13 protein-coding genes and 1 tRNA gene are annotated in these 18,269 nt (G+C 76.0%); 5 read left to right on the top strand and 9 right to left on the bottom strand.

Annotated features, from left to right (window positions below):
* The 5 genes from O4J56_RS28495 to O4J56_RS28475 all read right to left on the bottom strand — a co-directional run.
* Positions 1 to 750: AfsR/SARP family transcriptional regulator (locus tag O4J56_RS28495; RefSeq protein WP_270690085.1), on the bottom strand; the 750-nt coding region annotated here is incomplete at its 3' end.
* A gap of 436 nt (positions 751 to 1,186) precedes the next feature.
* A tRNA-Lys gene (locus tag O4J56_RS28490) sits at positions 1,187 to 1,259 on the bottom strand.
* 172 nt (positions 1,260 to 1,431) lie between these two features.
* Entirely contained in the window at positions 1,432 to 1,617 is a 186-nt protein-coding gene (locus O4J56_RS28485) for a hypothetical protein (RefSeq protein WP_270690084.1), read from the bottom strand.
* A gap of 69 nt (positions 1,618 to 1,686) precedes the next feature.
* Positions 1,687 to 2,631, bottom strand: coding sequence for an N-acetylglucosamine kinase (locus O4J56_RS28480; RefSeq protein ID WP_270690082.1), 945 nt, complete (start codon positions 2,629 to 2,631; stop codon positions 1,687 to 1,689).
* A gap of 372 nt (positions 2,632 to 3,003) precedes the next feature.
* Positions 3,004 to 4,659 (bottom strand): AfsR/SARP family transcriptional regulator, encoded by a 1,656-nt coding sequence (locus O4J56_RS28475; RefSeq protein ID WP_270690081.1) that lies wholly within the window; start codon positions 4,657 to 4,659, stop codon positions 3,004 to 3,006.
* A gap of 164 nt (positions 4,660 to 4,823) precedes the next feature.
* On the opposite strand from O4J56_RS28475, the gene O4J56_RS28470 reads away from it, so the two are divergent.
* Positions 4,824 to 5,738 carry a MurR/RpiR family transcriptional regulator gene (locus O4J56_RS28470; RefSeq protein ID WP_270690079.1) on the top strand — a complete coding sequence of 305 codons (915 nt, stop codon included), beginning with the start codon at positions 4,824 to 4,826 and terminating at the stop codon, positions 5,736 to 5,738.
* A 9-nt stretch (positions 5,739 to 5,747) separates the two neighbouring features.
* Here the strand turns inward: O4J56_RS28470 and O4J56_RS28465 are convergent, their stop codons facing one another.
* Complete coding sequence (locus O4J56_RS28465) at positions 5,748 to 7,307, bottom strand: DUF885 family protein (RefSeq protein ID WP_270690077.1); 1,560 nt, start codon at positions 7,305 to 7,307, stop codon at positions 5,748 to 5,750.
* 59 nt (positions 7,308 to 7,366) lie between these two features.
* On the opposite strand from O4J56_RS28465, the gene O4J56_RS28460 reads away from it, so the two are divergent.
* Entirely contained in the window at positions 7,367 to 8,053 is a 687-nt protein-coding gene (locus O4J56_RS28460) for a SanA/YdcF family protein (protein WP_270690075.1), read from the top strand.
* Between the two features lie 2 nt (positions 8,054 to 8,055).
* Here the strand turns inward: O4J56_RS28460 and O4J56_RS28455 are convergent, their stop codons facing one another.
* From O4J56_RS28455 to O4J56_RS28445, 3 genes are read right to left on the bottom strand one after another with little or no spacing between them, the layout of a single operon-like run.
* The gene (locus tag O4J56_RS28455; protein WP_270690073.1) at positions 8,056 to 9,510 is read right to left on the bottom strand and encodes a hypothetical protein; all 1,455 of its coding nucleotides are present in this window, start codon (positions 9,508 to 9,510) and stop codon (positions 8,056 to 8,058) included.
* Between the two features lie 9 nt (positions 9,511 to 9,519).
* Positions 9,520 to 10,206, bottom strand: coding sequence for a SanA/YdcF family protein (locus O4J56_RS28450; protein ID WP_270690072.1), 687 nt, complete (start codon positions 10,204 to 10,206; stop codon positions 9,520 to 9,522).
* A gap of 24 nt (positions 10,207 to 10,230) precedes the next feature.
* A complete protein-coding gene (locus O4J56_RS28445; RefSeq protein WP_270690070.1) occupies positions 10,231 to 13,656 on the bottom strand; it encodes an NB-ARC domain-containing protein in 3,426 nt (1,141 codons plus the stop codon).
* A gap of 359 nt (positions 13,657 to 14,015) precedes the next feature.
* Here O4J56_RS28445 and O4J56_RS28440 point away from each other — a divergent pair, with 359 nt between their 5' ends.
* The 3 genes from O4J56_RS28440 (at position 14,016) to O4J56_RS28430 (ending at position 18,074) form a co-directional block, all read left to right on the top strand.
* Positions 14,016 to 15,371: a YjiH family protein gene (locus tag O4J56_RS28440; protein WP_270690069.1), complete on the top strand. Its 1,356-nt coding sequence runs from the start codon at positions 14,016 to 14,018 to the stop codon at positions 15,369 to 15,371.
* Positions 15,372 to 15,391: 20 nt separating this feature from the next.
* Entirely contained in the window at positions 15,392 to 15,853 is a 462-nt protein-coding gene (locus tag O4J56_RS28435; RefSeq protein ID WP_270690068.1) for a GNAT family N-acetyltransferase, read from the top strand.
* Between the two features lie 91 nt (positions 15,854 to 15,944).
* Positions 15,945 to 18,074 (top strand): 3'-5' exonuclease, encoded by a 2,130-nt coding sequence (locus O4J56_RS28430; RefSeq protein ID WP_270690067.1) that lies wholly within the window; start codon positions 15,945 to 15,947, stop codon positions 18,072 to 18,074.
* The last annotated feature ends 195 nt before the right edge of the window (positions 18,075 to 18,269 follow it).

The following is an 18,269-nucleotide window of genomic DNA, read 5'->3' as shown; positions in this document are numbered from 1 at the left end:
GGCGGCGGGGGCCAGGGCCGGGTCGTCGCGCAGCACCGCCTGCTCCAGCTCGCGCAGCTCGCGTCCGGGCTCGGTGCCGAGCTGGTCGACCAGCAGCTCGCGCCCGGCCCGGTAGACCTCCAGCGCCTCGGCGGACCGCCCGGAGCGGTGCAGCGCCAGCATGAGGCGGGCCCGCAGCCGCTCGCGGAACGGGTGCTCGTGGACCAGGGCGGTGAGCTCGGCGACCACCTCGGCGTGGCGGCCCCGCTCCAGTTCTGCGCCCATCAGCTCCTCGGTGCAGCTCCAGCGCAGCTCGTTGAGGCGGGCGGCCTCGTCGCGCACCACGGGCAGGGTGTCGACGCCGGAGAGGGCGGGGCCCTGCCACAGGGCGAGCGCCTCGCGGAACAGGGCGGCGGCGGGCTCGGCACCGCCCTCGGCCAGCGCGCGGCGGCCCTGGTCGACCAGGTCGCCGAAGCGGTCGGCGTCGAGGTCGCCCTCCGCCCGCTCGATGCTGTAGCCTCCCGGGCCGCGGGCGACGGTCGATGGGCCGCCCAGCGCCTGCCGCAGGTGGTGCACGTACACCTGGAGGCTCTTCTGGGCCGAGCGCGGGGGGTCGCCCTCCCACAGGACGTCGATGAGCCGCTCGTCGGCCACCGGAGCCCCGCGCGCGCACAGCAGCGCCGCGACGATCCCGGCGAGCTTGGGCGACAGCCGCACCTCGCGCCCGTCGCCGTCGCGGACCCGGAGCGGCCCCAGGATGGAGAACCGCATGCGCTCCCTTCCCCGGCGGGCCCGGCGCCCGCCGATCGCTCCCGCGTCCAGGGTGGCGCGGGGGATCCAACCGTAGTCCAACCGGACCACAATCGCGGGCGGGGAGGATGGGCCGTGGATGTAGCGGCACCACCCGCGTGCGAGGCGAGGGTGTGCGTTCTTGGTCCGCCCAGGACGGCAGCCGGCGGCGCGAGCCCCGGCTGGGGCGGGGCCAGGAGACGTCCGGCGGCCGCTCCCCGCTCGCGGGGAGCGGCCGCCGCCGCTTCACCCGCTGTCATCACCCACCGATCGGACGCCGTCGGCGGCGAGGCCGCCGCGGGGGCGCGGTCCCCGCCGCCGACGGGGCCCAGATCCGGACGCGGCCACTGTGCCCGGACACGACGAAGCCCCAGGGCGGAACCCGCATTAAAGCGGTTCTGACCTGGGGTCTCTCTTGTGCGCCATCAGGGACTCGAACCCCAAACCCGCTGATTAAGAGTCAGCTGCTCTGCCAATTGAGCTAATGGCGCGTGCCGGATTCCGCCTGGTCGGCTCCGTCCGACGCCGTCAAGGTTAGCAGCCTCCCGGAGCGGTCGCGAACGGATTGTCCGCGGGTGCCGTGTCCCGCCGGGGGACCGGTGTCCCCACCTTCCCGGTGGTGTGGAAGGTGGGGGCCTCAGCGTGCATGGTCCGCCTGGAGGGTCAGCTCCACGTCACCACCACGGCGACGATGATGGCGACCGCCACGACCGCGCCCACCCCGGCCAGGACGTAGGGGGTCATGGACCGGCGCGGCGCCGCCTCCGGTTCGTCGTTGTCGGACACGAACTTCTGGAACATCACGGTCGAGCCCGCGGGATCGACGTTCTCTTCATTCTTCTGAGACATGCGCATGACACTAGCGACTCACGAGCCCCCGCGGGTCCCCCACGGACGTGAAATCCGCCGACGGGTTCCTCATCGGCGGCCCGAGAGCACCCGGGCGTGCGCGTCCGGCGGGGCCCCGGCGTCCCGGAGGGCCAGGCCCGCGGCGCCGAGCACCCCGTCGGCGGCCGCCAGCGGCGTGCTCCCGAACCGCTCGCCGATCCCCGCGCGCACGCGTTCGGCGACCGGGCCCGCGCCCATCAGCGCCCCCGCGAGCACGACCGGCCTCCCCGATCCTGGGGGCAGGACCGTCCCCAGGGCGTCGAGCAGCCGCCCGGCCGCCTCGTCGCAGATCCGCGCCGCCTCGGCGTCGCCCTCGCGCGCGGCCCCCGTCACCTCGGGGGCCTGGCCGCCGAGTTCCGCGGGCGGGCGCGGGTATACCGTCAGGATGAACTCCTGGGGGTCCCCGGGGGCGATCTCCAGGGCCGCCGCCATGCGGTCGGAGAGGACGGTCGCCCCTCCCCTGCCGTCGATCCCCGCGAGCGCGGCCCGCAGCCCCGCCAGGGCGATCCAGACCGCCGAGCCCTCGTCCCCCAGCAGCCAGCCGTACCCGTCGCACCGGCGCCGCACGCTCCCGTCGGCCACATGGGCCGCCACGGCCCCGGTGCCGGCGATCACGACCGCCCCTTCGGGCTCGTGCGTGCCGGCCGCGAACGCCACCGCGATGTCGTCGGTGACGCGCGGCGCACCCGGCAGCCCCGCGGCCCGCCAGGCGCGGCCCGCGGCCTCGGACGCGCGCGCGTGCCCGGCCGCGGATGCCCCCGCGATGCCGAACACCGCGGCGGCCACCCGTCCTGCCCCGACTCCGCCGACCGCCTGCCCGAGGGCCGCCTCCAGGGCGCCCGCCGGGTCGGGGCTGGAGAAGGGGTTGGCACCGCCCGCGCTTCCCCGGGAGAGCACGCGGCCGTCGAGGCCGACGGCCACGCACCGGGTCGACGTGCCGCCGGCGTCCACACCGATCACCACATCGCGTTCCATAAGGGAAGCCTAGGCCGCAACTGCCCGCACGCCCCCGGGCCGTTTCCGGCCATTCCGGACGTGCTTCCGAAGCGCTGATGGCCCTGGAGGCCCACCTGAAAGCGGACCGCCAGTGCGGTGAAAGCCGCCTCGTGCACATTGGGAGACCTCGGAGGGCATCACGGCCGGCGCTTCCCCGCGGCCGCGCCCCCTCCGAGGAGGAAAGCGGGCCGGGCACGGGGAGGGGTCCGGCTCCCCGCGAGCCGGAGGACGGACGGCTCGCGGGGGGGATGCGGTGCCCTCTGGGGAAGGGCGCCGAGCCTGGCGGGGCGAACGGGGGACGGTCGTCCTCGCCAGGCGCCTTCCCCCCTCCTCCGTGCCGGAGCCCCTCTCCTACTCGCGGCCGCCGATGAGGAATCGCGGATCACCGCCGAGCGCGGCGGCCATCCGCACCGCGGGGGCGTCCTCATCGCGGGCCTCCACCCGGGCCGCCAGCTCCGCAGGGGCGGCGCCCGGGTGGGTGGACAGCCACGCCGCCGCCATGCTGAGCGGCAGCGGCAGCCGCCCGGTGACGGCCGCCAGCCGCCGCAGCCCGTCCGGGTCGGCCCCGGCCCGCTCGGCGCCGATGCGGGTGCGCAGCAGCAGCTCCGCCTCCTCCTGGGACAGCTCACCCACCCCCACCGCCTGCACGCCGTCGCGCACCATCAGGTCGGCCAGCCAGAAGCGGCTGGTGACCACGGCCGCGCTCGGCGAGCTCCCGGGCAGCAGCGGGCGCACCTGCTCGGCGCTGCGCGCGTTGTCCAGCACCATGAGCACCCGGCGGGAGGCCAGAGCCGACCGCAGCAGCGGCGCCCGCTCCTCCAGCGCCTCGGGGTAGGGCTCGGGCACGCCCAGCGCGCGCAGGAAGCGCGCCGCGATCTCCCCCGGGCCGGGGCCGTCGTCCTCTCCGCCGCGCAGGTCGGCGTAGAGGCGCCCGTCGGGGAAACCGCCCGCCCGGGCCGCCCATTTCAGGACGAGGGCCGTACACCCCGCCCCGTGCGGGCCGCTGACCAGCACACGCGCCGCGCCGCGCCGGTCGCGCAGCAGGCGGTCCAGCCGGGCCAGCTCCTCCGTGCGCCCGACGAAGAAGGGGTGCGGCGCGGGGAGCTGGAACGGCACCGGGTAGCCGCGCCGGGGCGGCGGCGCCCCGTGGGGGCGGGGCGGCTCGGCCGGCGCCGCGCGCTGGCGCGGCACCGACGAGGCATCGTCCCCCTCCTCGGCGAGAGTGCCGTGGAGGATGCCCTCGAAGGTCGCCTGGAGCCCGCGCCCGGGGTCCAGGCCCAGGCGCTCGACCAGCGCGCGGCGGGTGCGGCCGAACACCGCCAGCGCGTCGCCCTGCCGCCCGGAGCGGAACAGCGCCACCATGTGCTGGCGCACCAGCTCCTCGCGCTCCGGAAAGCGCGACACCAACCGGTTGAAGGCCTGGTGAAGCGCGCTGTGCCTGCCCAGGCGCAGCGCTAGGGCGCCCCAGCGCTCGGCGGCCTGAAGCAGTTCGTCCTCCAGGTGCCGGGCGTCGCCCTCGTGGATCACGGCGGACACCACGTCCTCCAGGACGGGGCCGCGCCACAGCCCCAGCGCGTCGCGCAGCATCTCGTAGGCGCGCAGCGCGTCCCCCGCCTGCTCGGCCCGGTCGGCGCCCGAGCGCAGCGCGCGCATGCGCAGCAGGTCCAGCCGGTCGGGCGGAAGCTCCATCCGGTAGCCGCCGTCGCCGCCGGTGACCAGGATCCGCCCGCCGCTCTCGCCGCCCAGGGCGGCCCGCAGCCGGGCGACGTGCACCTGCAGCGACCCTTTGCGCGCCTCGGGGTCGGCGTCTGGGCCCCACAGGGCGGCCACGATGCCGGAGACCGGAACGGTCCGGCCGCAGCGCAGCAGGAGCAGGGCCAAAAGGGCGCGGCGCTTGGTGCCGCGGAGCTCCACGGGGCTGTCCCCGTAGGTCAGGCTCAGCGGTCCGAGAACGCCGAACTCGTAGTGCGCCACCTGCTCCTCTGCGGGGTCCGCCGCTTCGGCCACCCCCGGCGTCGTGGGATCCGTGCTCGCCCTCTACAGTGCCGGGCGGCGCACGCGACGCGCAATCTGCCCCTGCAGTGCTCCGCCTTGTGGCGGTTCCGCAACCGTCCGACGCGCGCGCACCGCTCTGATTGACTCCGACCCAAGCGAGCACGAGACTCTCTGCGATGGCGAACTCGGCGAATCCCCCGTCGGCCCCCGGCACCGTGCTGCGGGTGCGTGCCCTGCTGCCCTCCCTGCCCCCGGCCGAGCAGCGGGTGGCGCAGCGCATCATCGACGACCCCGAACGCGTGGCCGCCTCCTCCATCACCCAGCTGGCCCGGGACTGCTCCACCTCCGAGGCGACCGTCATCCGGTTCTGCCGGACGATCGAGCTGTCCGGGTACCGGGAGCTGCGGCTGGCCCTGGCCACCGAGGCCGGGCAGGCGCGCGGCGCCGGGCTGAGCGGGCGCGAGCCCGTGGGCGACATCGACCCGGACGACACGCTGGTCACCGTGGTGCAGAAGATCGCCTACACCGACGCGCGGGCCGTGGAGGAGACCGGGGCGCAGCTCGACCCGGAGGTGCTGCAGGCGGCCGTGGAGGCGATGGGCGCCGCCCGCAGGATCGACATCTACGGGGTGGGCGCCAGCGCGTTCGTCGGCGCCGACCTGCAGCAGAAGCTGCACCGGATCGGGCTGGCCTCGTTCGCCTGGTCGGACAGCCACGTGATGCTGACCAGCGCGGCGGTGCTGCGCCCCGGCGACGTCGCGGTGGGCGTCTCGCACAGCGGCGCCACCATCGAGACGGTGAACGCGCTGGCCGAGGCGCGCGGGCGCGGGGCGACCACGGTGGTGGTCACCAACTTCCCGCGCAGCCCCATCTGCGCCTACGCCGACCACGTGCTGACGACCGCCGCCCGGGAGACCACGTTCCGCTCGGGGGCCACCGCCAGCCGCCTGGCCCAGCTCACGGTGGTGGACTGCCTGTTCGTGGGGCTGGCGCAGCTGCGCTACGCCGACAGCCGCTCGGCCCTGGAGACCACCGCCGACGCGGTGCGGGGCCTGCGGGTGGGCGAGAAGGGCCGCCGGGACCCCGGGTGAGGGCCGGGGTCAGCCGCGTTCGACGGCGGTCCCCATCAGGCCGAGCGGCGGCGCGCCCAGCTCCAGCAGCGCCGCGTGGAAGCGCTGGAGCGTGAAGCCCGCGCCCCATTCGCGGTGGGCCCGCTCGCGCAGCGCCTGGATCTCCAGCTTGCCCCAGGTGTAGCGGCCGTAGGTGGGGTCGAACACCGCGCGCTGGGCCTCGGCGAGCGCTGCGGGCCCGGCCAGGGCGGTGTCCGCGGCGAACCGGCGGGCCGCATCCTCGACCGTCATCGCTCCGGTGTGCACGCCGATCGCGGCGGCCAGGCGGGTGACCCGGATGAGCGCCTCCAGCCACACCCCGGCCTCGAAGTGGGCGGCGGTGAACCGCTCCCCCGGCCGGTCGGCGGTGCGCTCCTCGGCATAGGCCCCGAAGCCCTCCTCCACGCTCAGCTCCTCGGCGTAGTGCGCCCATCCCTCGATGAACGCCACCGAGTAGAAGAGCCGGCGCACCTGCCCCGGCGCGCGGCGCAGCGCACGCCCGTGCGAGTAGTGGCCGGGGGCGACCTCGTGCACGCAGATCGCCGGGAGGGTGGTGGCGCTGAACATCTCCAGCCACTCCTGGCGGTCCTGCTCGGGCCAGTCCGGATCGGGCGGGGTGATGTAGTAGTTCGTGTCGCCGTCGGCCTCCCCCGGGCCCGCCCAGGCCAGCATGGCCGTGGCCCACCGGCGCGACTCCGGCGACTCCGAGACGCGCACGGCGCCGTCGCTGTAGGGCGCCAGGCCGCGCTCGCGGGTGAAGTCCACCGCGAGCCGCGTCCACACGCGTGCCTCCTCCAACACGCCGTCGGGCCCCGGGTGGTCGCGCACCAGTTCGCGGGAGACCTCCAGCGGGGGCCGGCCGGGGGCCAGGCGCCCGGTGGCCTCGGCCAGGCGCTCCATGAGGCGGTCGCGCTCGGCGTCGGCGCGCTCGGCCAGACGGCCCAGGTCGACGTCGAGCCCGTCGCGCACGCCCATCAGGCGGGCGAGGGCGTCCCCGCCCAGGGTCGCGCTGGGGTCGCCGTCGCGCGCGGCCTTCTCCAGGTGGGCGACGAGGCCGGCGTGCGCGTCGAGCGCGGGGCGCCGCACGTCCTCAGGGGTGTCGCCGGGAATCCCGGCGGCCAGCCCGCGGGCCGCGGGGAGCAGGGCGCGGGCGGTGGGGGCGCTGACCCGGTCGAGGGTGTCCACGGCGGTGGCGACCGCCCGCGGCCACGCCCTGAGGTGGTTCAGCCGGGCCTCGCGCCGCTCCTCCTCGGGCGCGTAGGTGCGGGTGTAGCAGGACAGGTCGAGCTCGTCGAGGTGGACGAGGGGGTTGGTGCGGTGCGCCTGCAGCTCTCCGAACAGGTACCGCAGCGACTCCTCGGCCACCCGGGCGTGCGCCTCGTCGTGCGGGTCGGCCAGCTCCTCGCCGCCGAGGCGGGACAGGCCCGCGCGCACGCCCTCCTTCGACATGTCGCCGACGGTCCCGTCGTACTCGTGCCGCCCCGCCCCCTCGCGCATCTCGGGGGACTGGAGGTCGGCGATCGCACGCAGCCGTGCGGGAAGTGCGTCCATGGGGCGTGAGCCTACTCTCGCGCGGGAACTGACGCCCGGGTCCAGGCGTCGCACCGGTCATGGGTCGATTCCGCGGGCTCCTCCCGCTCTCCGGACGCATGCGCGCGGCCGCCGCCGTCGCGGTCGCGAGCGCGCTCCTGCTGCTGCCCCTGCCCTTCGCGTGGCTGGCGTGGTCCACCGCCGACGTGCGCGGCACGGTGGACGAGGTGCCCGAGCGGCCGGTGGCGCTGGTGCTCGGCGCGGGCCTGGACGACGACGGGCGGCCGCGCACGCTGCTGGCGCGGCGGCTGGACCTGGCGGCCGAGCTGTACCACTCGGCGAAGGTGGAGGCGGTTCTGGTCAGCGGCGACAACAGCCGCGACGCCTACAACGAGACCGACGCGATGGCCGACTACCTGGCGGCGGTGGGGGTGCCCCGGGAGAAGGTCGCCGCCGACTACGCCGGGTTCAGCACGTGGGACTCGTGCGCGCGGGCGCGGCGCGTCTTCGGCGTCGAGGCGGCCACCGTGGTGACGCAGGACTTCCACCTGCCGCGCGCGGTGGGGCTGTGCCGCGCGGCCGGGATCGACGCCGTGGGCGCGGGCGACGCGAGCGGGGACCGGAAGTTCACCGCCACCGTGTACGGCTACGTGCGGGAGCTCCCCGCGGGCTACAAGGCGGCCGCGCAGGCCGCCCTGCGCCCCGACCCGGTCTTCCCGGGTCCGTCGGAGACGAGCGTGGAGGAGGCGCTGGCCGCCCCGCGCTAGCCTCAGTTCCCGCCGAAGAGGCGGCCGAGCAGGCCCGTGGGGCGCTCCTGGGAGGCCTTCGGCTGCGGAGAGGCCTCCGCAGGCGCCGCGGCCTGCTCGGCCGCGTCCTCCTCCTCGTCCTCGTCCACGCCGACGAAGTCGCGGAACGCGGCGCGGTCGGCGGGCAGGGACCAGGCCTCCACGACGTCGCCGACGCCGTGCTCGTCCCAGTCGGACCGCGGCAGCTCGGCGACGGCCCACAGCACGCGCAGCAGCCGGTCGGGCTCTCCGCCGCCGCCTTCGGTGAGCGCCTTCTCCATGGCCTCGGCGGCGTCCTGTGGCCCGGTGCGCGGTCCCAGCACCGACTCCAGGGCCTCGCCCACCACGGCCGCGGCGGTCGGACCCGCGTGGGCCAGCGCCTCGGGCAGGATCGCGGTGCGCAGCTCGGCGGCGGCGCCCCGGCAGCGGCCCAGCGCCACGTACCCCAGCACCACCGGCTCCACCACGCCCGGGTGCGGCCAGGCGTCGTTGAACAGCGCGGTGAAGCCGACCCGCGTACCGCCCAGCTCGGCGAGCCGGGCCAGGGCCTGCTCGGGGGCGCGCTCCCCGTGCATCAGCGCCAGCGCGCACCCGGCCGCGAACGACCGGTACAGGTTGCCCGCCTCCAGCTCCCCCACCAGCGCCACGGTGGCGGTGGCGTCGGCCGGGTCGGCGAGCATGCCCAGCGCGACGATCTCGGCGGGCAGCACCTTGCGCCACTCGTCCTGCATGCGGAGCCCGGCCGCGGAGTCGTCCGGGCGCCGGGCCTCCTCCACCATGCGGGCGCGGATCCGCGGCACCGCGTGGTCGGCCGCCTCGGGCACGAACGCCAGGATGGAGGCGGCCCACTCGGCGGTGGAGTTCATCCCGCGGCGGTTCTCCCGCCCCTCCAGCAGCCCGGCGAGGGCCTCGGCGCGCTCGGCGACCGCGGTGCGCACGTCCAGCTCGGCCTGGAGCAGGGCGGCGCCGCCGTCGCGGCCGAGCACGCCGTAGCGGGCGGACATGCGCCGGTAGGACTGCTCGTCCGGGGCCTCGGAGCACCACTGCCGGTACTGCTCGCGCGCCTGCTCGGGGTCGGCCGCCACCGCCCAGGCCACCTCGTCGCGCCACAGGTCCGTATCCCAGGCCTGCGGGACGACCGCCAGCGGCACCGGGACCACCAGCTCGAACAGCAGGCTCAGCGCCTCGCCCGGAGCGGACGTGTCCGGGTGGCAGGCGATGCCGGCGAGGAAGCGCGCCGCCTCAGGCGCGGCGGCGTACCCCGCCCCGGGGTGGCGCAGGATGTCGTAGAGCCCGGTGACCGCCTCCATCGACCCCGCACCGCCCGAGGCGACGGTCTGGAGCAGTCCCGGGATCTCGTCCCCGCGCTCGGGCGCCAGCCGCGCCCATTCGACGTCGTGCACTCCTGTGAGCGGCTTCCGGCCGGTGTTCGCGTCCATGGGAGCCGATTATCCCCTTTCGGACGCCTCCGACGCGACACGGAGGGCGTCCGCCGCGAGCAGCGCGTCGCGCACGTCGTCCCGGGGCGGGCAGGTGCGGTGCGGCTCGGGGCGCGCCAGGGCGTCGCCCAGCGCGCGGGCGTTGGCGCCGACCTCGCGCGCGTACCCGAGGGCGGTGGCGCGGGCGCGCACACGCCAGCTGCGGTCGCCCACACCGACGGCGTCGATCCCGGCGGCCAGGGCCAGCAGCAGCGCGCGCGGCAGGTGGAACTCCTGGGTGACGACGGTGGCGGCGTTGACCCCGTAGACGTCACGGGCGCGCACGAAACTGTCCCAGGTGCGGAAGCCGTAGGGGTCGGCGGCGATGCACGCCCGGGGCACCCCGGCCCCGACCAGGTAGTCGGCCATGCCGTCGGTCTCGTGCCCGGAGACCGCCCGGTTGTCGCCCGACACCAGTACCGCCCGGACGCGTCCCGCCGCGTGCAGGCGCGCGGCCAGGTCGAGGCGGCGCGCCAGCAGCAGGGACGGGCCGTGCGGCTTCATCCCCGCCCCCAGTACGACGGCCACCGGCCGGTCGGGCACCTCTTCGGGGCCGAACCGGCGCCCCAGGGCGGCCGCCTGTACCCAGGCGGTCGGGCCCAGGGCCGCGGCCGCCGCGCTCCCGGCGGCCAGTGCCGCCCGTTTCGCTGCTCCCACAGTGCGACCCTACCGGGCCCGCGCTCAGTGGATCGGCCACCGGCGCGCGACCTCGGGGTGGCGCTCGGCGATCGTTCTGTGGAGACCGGCGGCCTCGGCGTACAGGTCCTCCCAGCCGTGCTGGGCCGCCTGGAGCGCGGCCCGCCCCAGCTCTTCGGAGGCCTGGTCCGCGGCGCTCTCCAGCTGCTCGGAGGCCTGGTCGCGCGCCTCCTGGAGGTGGTGGGCGACCGCCCGCTTGACGGCGCCGTCCACCCACATGATGCGGGCGAGCAGGATGCGCGCGGCGACCTCCCCCGAGGTGTTGCCCCGCTCCCGGTAGAGCCGCATCGCCTCCAGGGCGTGCCCCTGGGCGCTCTTCAGCGGGTCGGAGTACCGCCACGGGGCCGTGCGCTCCACCGCCTGGCCGGGCGGGGACACCTTGCGGTACACGTCCTCGGCGGCGATGTGGTGGGTGCGCGCCTCCCAGCGCTTGTCCCCGGGCTCGCCGGAGCGCTGCCCGGCCTGGCTGAGCGAGGCGAACCCCTCGGCCGCGTCCCGGAACGCCCCCTCGGCCTCGCGGAACCTCCCCGCGGCGACGAGCACCCGCCCCAGGGTCACGCGGGCGCGGTTCACCCCCCACTCGTCGCCCATGCGCTCCATGAGGACGATCGCCTCCTGCACCATCTCGCGGCGGCGGCGCGGCGACCAGGCCCGCCGCAGGCGCCGTCCGGTGCGCCGCAGCACCGGGGGCTCGGGCCGCCCGCGGACCGCGCGCTCGGCCTCCGCGTCGCCGATCAGGTCGGCGAGCTCGGCGGCGAGGCGGTCGCGGCGGCCCCGGGCCTCCTGCACCGCCCCTCCCAGAGCCGCGGTGGCGCCGGGGCCCTGTACCCTCCGCAGGGCCTCGGCGTCGAAGCCGGCCCGCTTGGCGGTGCGGTTCAGCTCCCTGAGCCGCGACTCGGCCATGCGCCACTGCGCGCGCAGCACGGGCTCCTCCAGCCCGCCGAGCGCGCGCAGGCACTGGGCGCTGTACCAGAGCCGCCCCTCGTCGGTGAAGCGCTCGCTCATCTCGGTCAGCTCGTACCAGGCCCGGAGCTGCCGCCCCTCCGCCGCGTGGACCTCGGCCAGCAGGACGCGGGCCAGGTCGCTCTGGCCGGTGTCGCCCTCCTCCGCGAAGATGTCGCACGCCCAGCGCAGCAGGTCCGAGGCGGGCCCGGTGTGGCCGATGTCGGCGTTGAGCTCGGCGAGGTTGTACAGCGCCCGCGCCCGCCACCACCGCTCGCCGTGCCGGGCCATCACGGTCTCGGCGCGCTCCAGCTCCTCCTTGGCACGGTCGAGCTCGCCCCAGCGCTGGAGGCACACGCCGCGTGCGCGGTGCGCGCGCGCCAGCCAGCGCTCGTCGACGCCCTTCTGCTCGAAGGCGTACAGGGCGCGTTCGGCGTAGATGATGCCGGGCCGGTACTGCCCGCGCGCGCCGGACAGCTCCGAGGCGTCCAGCAGGGCCATACCGAGCGCGTGCAGGTCCCCGTGGCCGTAGGCGAGCGCGAGCTGGGCCTCGACCGCCTGGTCCCACTCGCTCCAGTGGGCGCGCAGCACCTGGCACATGACGGCGACGGATCGGGCCAGGCGCCAGCCCAGACCGACGTGGCCCGCGTCGGCGGCCAGCCACAGGCACCCCAGCAGCACCTCCCGCTCCCGGTCCAACCAGGCCTGGGGGTTCGCCGGCCCGGCCAGGCCGAGGCCGCCGTCGTCTCCGGGTCCCGGGGCGGGCCCGGCGATCGGCGGCTGCGGGAAGCCCGCGTCGACCCGGTGCAGGTCGGCGGCGGCCCGCTCGACCATCCAGGTGTAGGCGGCCACCAAGCGCCGCCCGGCCTCGGCGACCTGCCCGTCGGACCAGGCCGCACCGGCCTCGTCGGGGTCCACGCCCAGCTCGGCCGGGCCCAGCTTGCGCATGGTGTCGTGCACGAGCTGGTGCTGCCGGTAGCGCTGGACCCCGTCCTCGGCGCTGCCGATGGACTCGATCAGCGACAGGCCCGACAGCTCCTCGAGGACCGCGGCGGCGCGGCGGCGGTCGATGTCCAGCAGCGCGGCGGCGCCGTAGTCGGCGACCTCCTGCATGCCGGTGGCGGCCATGCGGTGCAGCAGGCGTGCGGCGTAGGTGCCGCAGAGCCGGAACACCCCCAGGAAGGAGGTGGGGAAGCCGGTGGGCCCCAGCAGCGGGGTGACCGAGGAGCTGCGCAGCTTCTCCAGCAGCTCCCGGGTGTCCTCCCCGCTGTGCGCGGCCAGGCGGGTGCCGCACATCTTCAGCGCGAGCGGCAGGCCGTGGCAGTGCGCGGCGATCGAGCGGCGCAGGACGCGCTCCTCCTCCCGCTCGGCGGGATCGGAGGGGAGGCCGACCTGGAGGTCGAGCAGCTCGGCGCCCTCCTCGTCGGTCAGCCCCTCCAGGTGCACGCTCTCGAAGTCGAACCCGGCGTCGTGGAAGGGGGCGCGGGCGGTCACGATGACCGCGCTGTCGGGACTGTTCGGCAGGAGCGGCTCGACCTGGCGCGGGTCCTCGGCGTTCTCCAGCACCAGCAGCAGGCGGCGCCCGGCCGTGCGGCTGCGCCAGGCCTCCTCCAGGTGGCGGCGCGGGCCGCGGGGGCTGTCCCCGGAGGCGCCGAGCAGCTCCTCCAGCAGGTCGGCGACGGGGCGGGGGCGCGCGGCGGCGGCCGCCGCCGCGAACTCGGCGGCGAGCACGGCCCTCCGTTCGGCGTCCGGGTCGTCCGCGCCGTCCCCGTCGCCGGGGTCCTCGGGGCCGGGTGGGCCCAGACCGGGGAGCCGCCGCAGCCGCCTGGGCAGCACACGGATGAGGGTCCAGCCGGGCCCGCCGGGACCGTCTGGGCCGCCGGCACCGTCGGGGCCGTCCCCGTCCTCCTCGTCGGGGCTGGTGCCGGTGGTCAGGTCCACCCAGCGGGGGGCGTCGGGGAAGCGGTCGGTCACATGGCGCGCGACGCGGTTGGCGAGCTGGCTCTTGCCGGTGCCCGGGGCGCCGGTGACCACGACGACCAGGGGCGGGCGCTGCCGGCCCCGGCGCCGCCAGAGGAGGAGGCGGTCGACCAGGCCGCGCTGCCCGGGCCGGGGGAAGCCCCGGAAGAGCCGGAGCATCTGCCGCTGCTGCCCGCCGTACCCGGTGAAGTGGGGTTCGGGGTGGAGCAGGTTGTTCCCGTGGTGCTCGCGCCAGAAAGGGCTCGGGGCGCGGCCCATGGCGCGGCGCCGCACGTCGCGCACGATGAACGGGAGCTGGGCCAGGGCACCGATGACGACCAGGCCCCAGATCGCCTCGTTGGGCAGCCAGTCGAGCAGGTCGGGCGCGTTCTGCAGGACGGTCGCGGTGATGGAGAGCCCGCCCCAGGCCGTCCACGCGGCGGCGTAGGCGCCCAGGCGGCGCCGGGAGACCGTCCTGGAGGAGGAGGGCTGGGGGGTGCGCTCGGTCATCCGCTCCTTCTTCCCGGCCTGGGGGGCATCGTCCTGATCGTCTCAGACCGCCCGCCTCTCACCGGATCCCGCATCCGTCCCGGGGGTCGCCGGACGCTCATGGGCTCACCGATTCGGATGCGTCCGGGGGCGGCCGGGTTCGGCGCGCGCCCGGAACCGGCCGGATCGGACCGGAATCGGACGGGGTCGGAGCCGGGGCCCAACTCCTGTCTGAAATCCGGGACAGGGCGGAGTGCGTTTTCGCAGGTCACGGGGGATATGGCGGAACAGGGGCGGCGAAGGGGGCCCAGATCACCGGGGCGGGTGGTGTGACCTGGCGAACAATGGGCCGCGTCCCACCACGTCGCGGAGGTCTCCCCATGACAGACGCCCCGCGGTCCGCGGCCGAGGCCGCGGCGCCGCCCCGCACCGCCGCCCTCCGGTTCGCCGCCGCCACTCTCACCGGGCTGTTCTTCTTCCTGCTCCCGCTGCGCGTGGACGGCGCCTGGACCATCCCCTTCGACCTGCTGGTCAGCGCGATCCGGGACGGCGCCCCCACGGTCGTGACGTACACGGTGCTGGCCATGGTCGCCCTGTCGGCGGTGCTCACCGTCGCCGCCAAGGCGCAGCGGGCGCTGGGCCGCACCGGCCCGGTCGACCTGTCCCCGTTCGCCACCGGCTGGGTGTTCACGCTCATCCGCGTCGCCGGGGCGGTGCTGGCCGTGATGGTCGTGTCCGGCACCGGCCCGGCCGCGGTGCTGGACGAGGGCGTCGGCCCGATGATCTTCAACAGCGTCGTCACGGCGGTGGCGGTGATCGTGCCGATCGGCGCGGTGTTCGTGACGCTGCTCGTCTCCTACGGCGGCCTGGAGTTCATCGGCACCCTCGCCCGGCCGGTGATGCGCCCGCTGTTCAAGGTCCCCGGGCGCGGCGCCCTGGACGCGCTGGCGTCGTTCGTGGGCTCCTACTCCATCGGGCTCTACGTCACCAACCGGATGTACCTGGAGGGCCGCTACACCGCGCGGGAGTCGGCCACCATCGCCACCTGCTTCAGCAGCGTCAGCCTGGGCTTCTTCGCCGTGGTCGCCGCCACGCTGGACCTGATGCCCTACTTCCCGCTGATCGTGGGGTCGGTGCTGGGGCTGTCGGTCCTCCTGGCGGTGGTCCTGGTGCGCATCCCGCCGCTGTCGCGCAAGCCCGACACCTACGCGGCCGAGCCCCGCCCCGAGCCCGAGCCGGAGGGGGCGCTGGTGCGCACCGCCGTCCGGCGGGCCGTGGAGCGCGCGGGCACCGCCCGGGGCGTGGGCCGCGAGTGCGCGACCGGCTTCGCCGAGGGGCTGCGCCTGGCGCTGGTGATCCTGCCGACGATCCTGGCGGTGGGCACGGCGGCGGTGCTGGCCGCCCAGCACACGCCCGTCTTCGACTGGCTCGGGCGGCCGCTGGAGCCGGTGATCGCGCTGCTGGGCATCCCCGACGCCGACACCGTCGCCCCCGCCTCGCTGGTGGGGGTCAGCGAGATGTTCCTGCCGGCGCTGTTCACCACCGGCGCCGCGGTCGAGGCCAAGTTCTTCGTGGCGGTGCTGTCCCTGACCCAGCTGCTGTTCTTCTCGGCGACCATCCCGCTGCTGCTGGAGCTGGACGTGCCGATCCGGCTGCGGGACTGCCTGGCCCTGTTCGTGCTGCGCACGGCCATCTCGATCCCGGTCATCGCCCTCATCGTGCACCTCGTGTTCTGAATGCACCTAATATCCCCGCCATGGACATCCGCACCGTCGCCTATACGCACCCCGACGCCCGGACGCTCATCGCCGAACTGCAGAAGGAGTACGTGGACCGGTACGGGGACGAGGACGAGACCCCCGTGGAGCCGGAGGAGTTCTCCGCGCCCCGGGGAGCGTTCGCGGTCGGGTACGACGGCGGGCGCCCGGTCGCCTGCGGGGGATGGCGCGCCTTCGGCGGGGCCGCGGAGGTCAAGCGCATGTACGTGCGGGCCCAGGACCGCGGGCGGGGCCTGGCCCGCGCCATGCTCGCCCACCTGGAGGCCGACGCCGCGCGCGCCGGGTGGCGGCGCGTCCTGCTGATGACGGGCGACCGGCAGCCCGAGGCCGTCGCCCTCTACAGGTCGAGCGGGTACGTCCCGGCCGAGCCGTGGGGGCCGTATGCGGACGACCCGCTCGCGCACTTCTACACCAAAGAGGTCGGCGCTCCGGGGGCTTGATGGCCGGATCGGGCCACACGGGCGGTTTGTCCTTCCCTTCCGATAGAAACGGGCATGTAAGGCGAGACCCGCGCCGGACCTGAGGAGGCCCATGCCCCAGTTGGCCATCGACGCGACGTGTCTGCCCCAGTACGACAAGCTCGACCGGCCCACACGGGAGCGCCTGCGCGAGGCCACCCGCAAGTTCAGGGAGCTCCCCCTCGACGCCCTGCTCGCCCACCCCGACCTGCGCATCCGCTCCCTGCCCGCGGGGCAGGACCCGCGGGTGCGCACGTTCCGCATCAGCGACTCCTGGACCGGGGTGATGCTCGCCCCCGAGTCCGGCGAGACGTTCCTCCTCGTCCACCTGCTGCCCCGGGACACCGCCGAGGGCTGGGCGCAGGACCACCGGCACGACGTCAACGGGGTGATGGGCACCCTGGAGCGGCGCGACGCCGCCGCACTGGAGAAGACCGTTCCCGAGGAGCCCGCGCCCCGGTCCGGGGAGGCGCGGGGCGGCCCCTTCGACGGCGTCTCCGACGGGGACCTGGAGCGGCTCGGCGTCGACCCCGAGATCCGCCGCTTCGTCCGCACCCTGTCCTCCCCCGCCGAGCTGCACGCCTGGCGGCCCGCCCTGCCCCAGGACCAGTTCGAGGTGCTGACCGCGCTGGCCGAGGGGCACCCGGTGCGCCGGGTGCAGGAGGAGGTGGTGGCCCCGCGCCGCCCGCGCGTGGGCGCGGTCTCCACCGACGACTACGACGCCGCCATCCGCAACACCCGCGAGCGGGTCATCGTGGTCGGCGACGACCAGGAGATCGAGGACGTGCTGGCCGGGGAGTTCAACGCCTGGCGCGTCTTCCTCCACCCCAAGCAGCGCGACCTGGCCTACCGCCCGCGCTTCGGCGGGCCGGCCAAGGTCACCGGCGGCCCCGGCACCGGCAAGACGGTGGTCGCCCTCCACCGGGTCAAGCACCTGGCCGAGAACCTCCCGCTGGACGGGCGGATCCTGCTCACCAGCTTCACCAACGCGCTCGTGGAGTCGCTCAAGGGCAACCTGGCGCTGCTGCTGGACCCGGCGCTGCTGGACGACGTGGACGTGCTCACCATCGACAAGGTGGCGCTGGACGTGGTGCGGCGGACCCACCCCGACATCCGGCTGCGCACCGACACCCGGGGCGTGTTCGCCAAGATCGCCCGCCAGCACGGCCTGCCCTACCCGCCGGACTTCCTGTACTCGGAGTACCGGCACGTGGTGATGGCCCAGCAGATCACCACCCTGGAGGGCTACCTCGACCCCGACGCGCGGCGCGGGCGCAGCACCGCGCTCGCCGCCGACCAGCGCCGCGCCGTGTGGCACGCCATCAGCGAGGCGCGCGCCCTGATGCGCACCGGGCGCGCCCTGCCCGCCGAGGAGATGCACGCCGAGGCGGCCCGGCTGCTGGCCGAGCGGCCCGAGCCGCCCTACACCAGCGTCGTCGTCGACGAGGCCCAGGACCTGCACCCGATGCAGTGGCGCACGCTGCGCGCCGCCGCGCGGGAGGGGCCGGACGACCTGTTCATCGCCGGGGACAACCGCCAGCGCATCTACGACAACACGGTCTCCTTCAAGCGGCTGGGCATCAACGTGGTGGGCCGGTCCTACCCGCTGCGGGTCAACTACCGCACCACCCGCCAGATCCTCGACTGGGCCGGGGGCATCGTCGGCGGGCGCACCACCGAGGAGCTGGGCGGGTCGGCCCCGGAGCCGGAGGGCGCCGACCGGTGCGTGCTCAGCGGCCCGCCGCCCCGGCTGCACGGCGCCGCCGACGAGCCCGCCGAGCTGGACGCCCTCGCCGAGCAGGTGCGGGCCTGGCTGGCGGAGGGCATCGCCCCGGCGGACGTGTGCGTCACCGCGCGGACCAACCGGCAGCGCGACGCGGTCGCCGCCCATCTGCGGGCCCGGTCGCTTCCGGCGGCGGCGTTCAACCCGCGCGAGCAGGCGGTGACGGACGCGGCCGGGTCGGTACGGGTGACCACCATGCACGGCGCGAAGGGGCTGGAGTTCCGCGCCGTGGCGGTCACCGGGGCGACGGCGGCGTCGCTGCCGTTCATGGACCACGTGACCCCGGCCGAACAGGACGAGAACCAGCACCGCGCCGACCTGGAGGCGCAGCGGTCCCTGCTGTACGTGGCCTGCACGAGGGCGAGGGAACGCTTGTACGTCTCCTGGCACGGCACCCCGAGCCCGTTCCTCCCCGGCTGAGAGGTCCGCCTGCAGCGTCGTCGGGTGGTTGCCGGATTCTTGTCGGGTGCTTGTCGAGTGGCGGGCGTGTGCGCGGTCGCCGTTGATGGCGACGACGGCGAGAGGAGGGCGGTTCCCCGGCCCTGCTTGCCGGGCGGCGGGCCCCTCGCGGTGCGGGTGGGCAGGCGGCTGGGCTGGTACCCCGCTCAAGGGCCC

The sequence above is a fragment of the Nocardiopsis endophytica genome, from assembly GCF_027706725.1.
In the GTDB taxonomy this organism is placed as follows: domain Bacteria; phylum Actinomycetota; class Actinomycetes; order Streptosporangiales; family Streptosporangiaceae; genus Nocardiopsis_A; species Nocardiopsis_A endophytica.
This window is presented reverse-complemented; position numbering and strand designations above follow the sequence as displayed.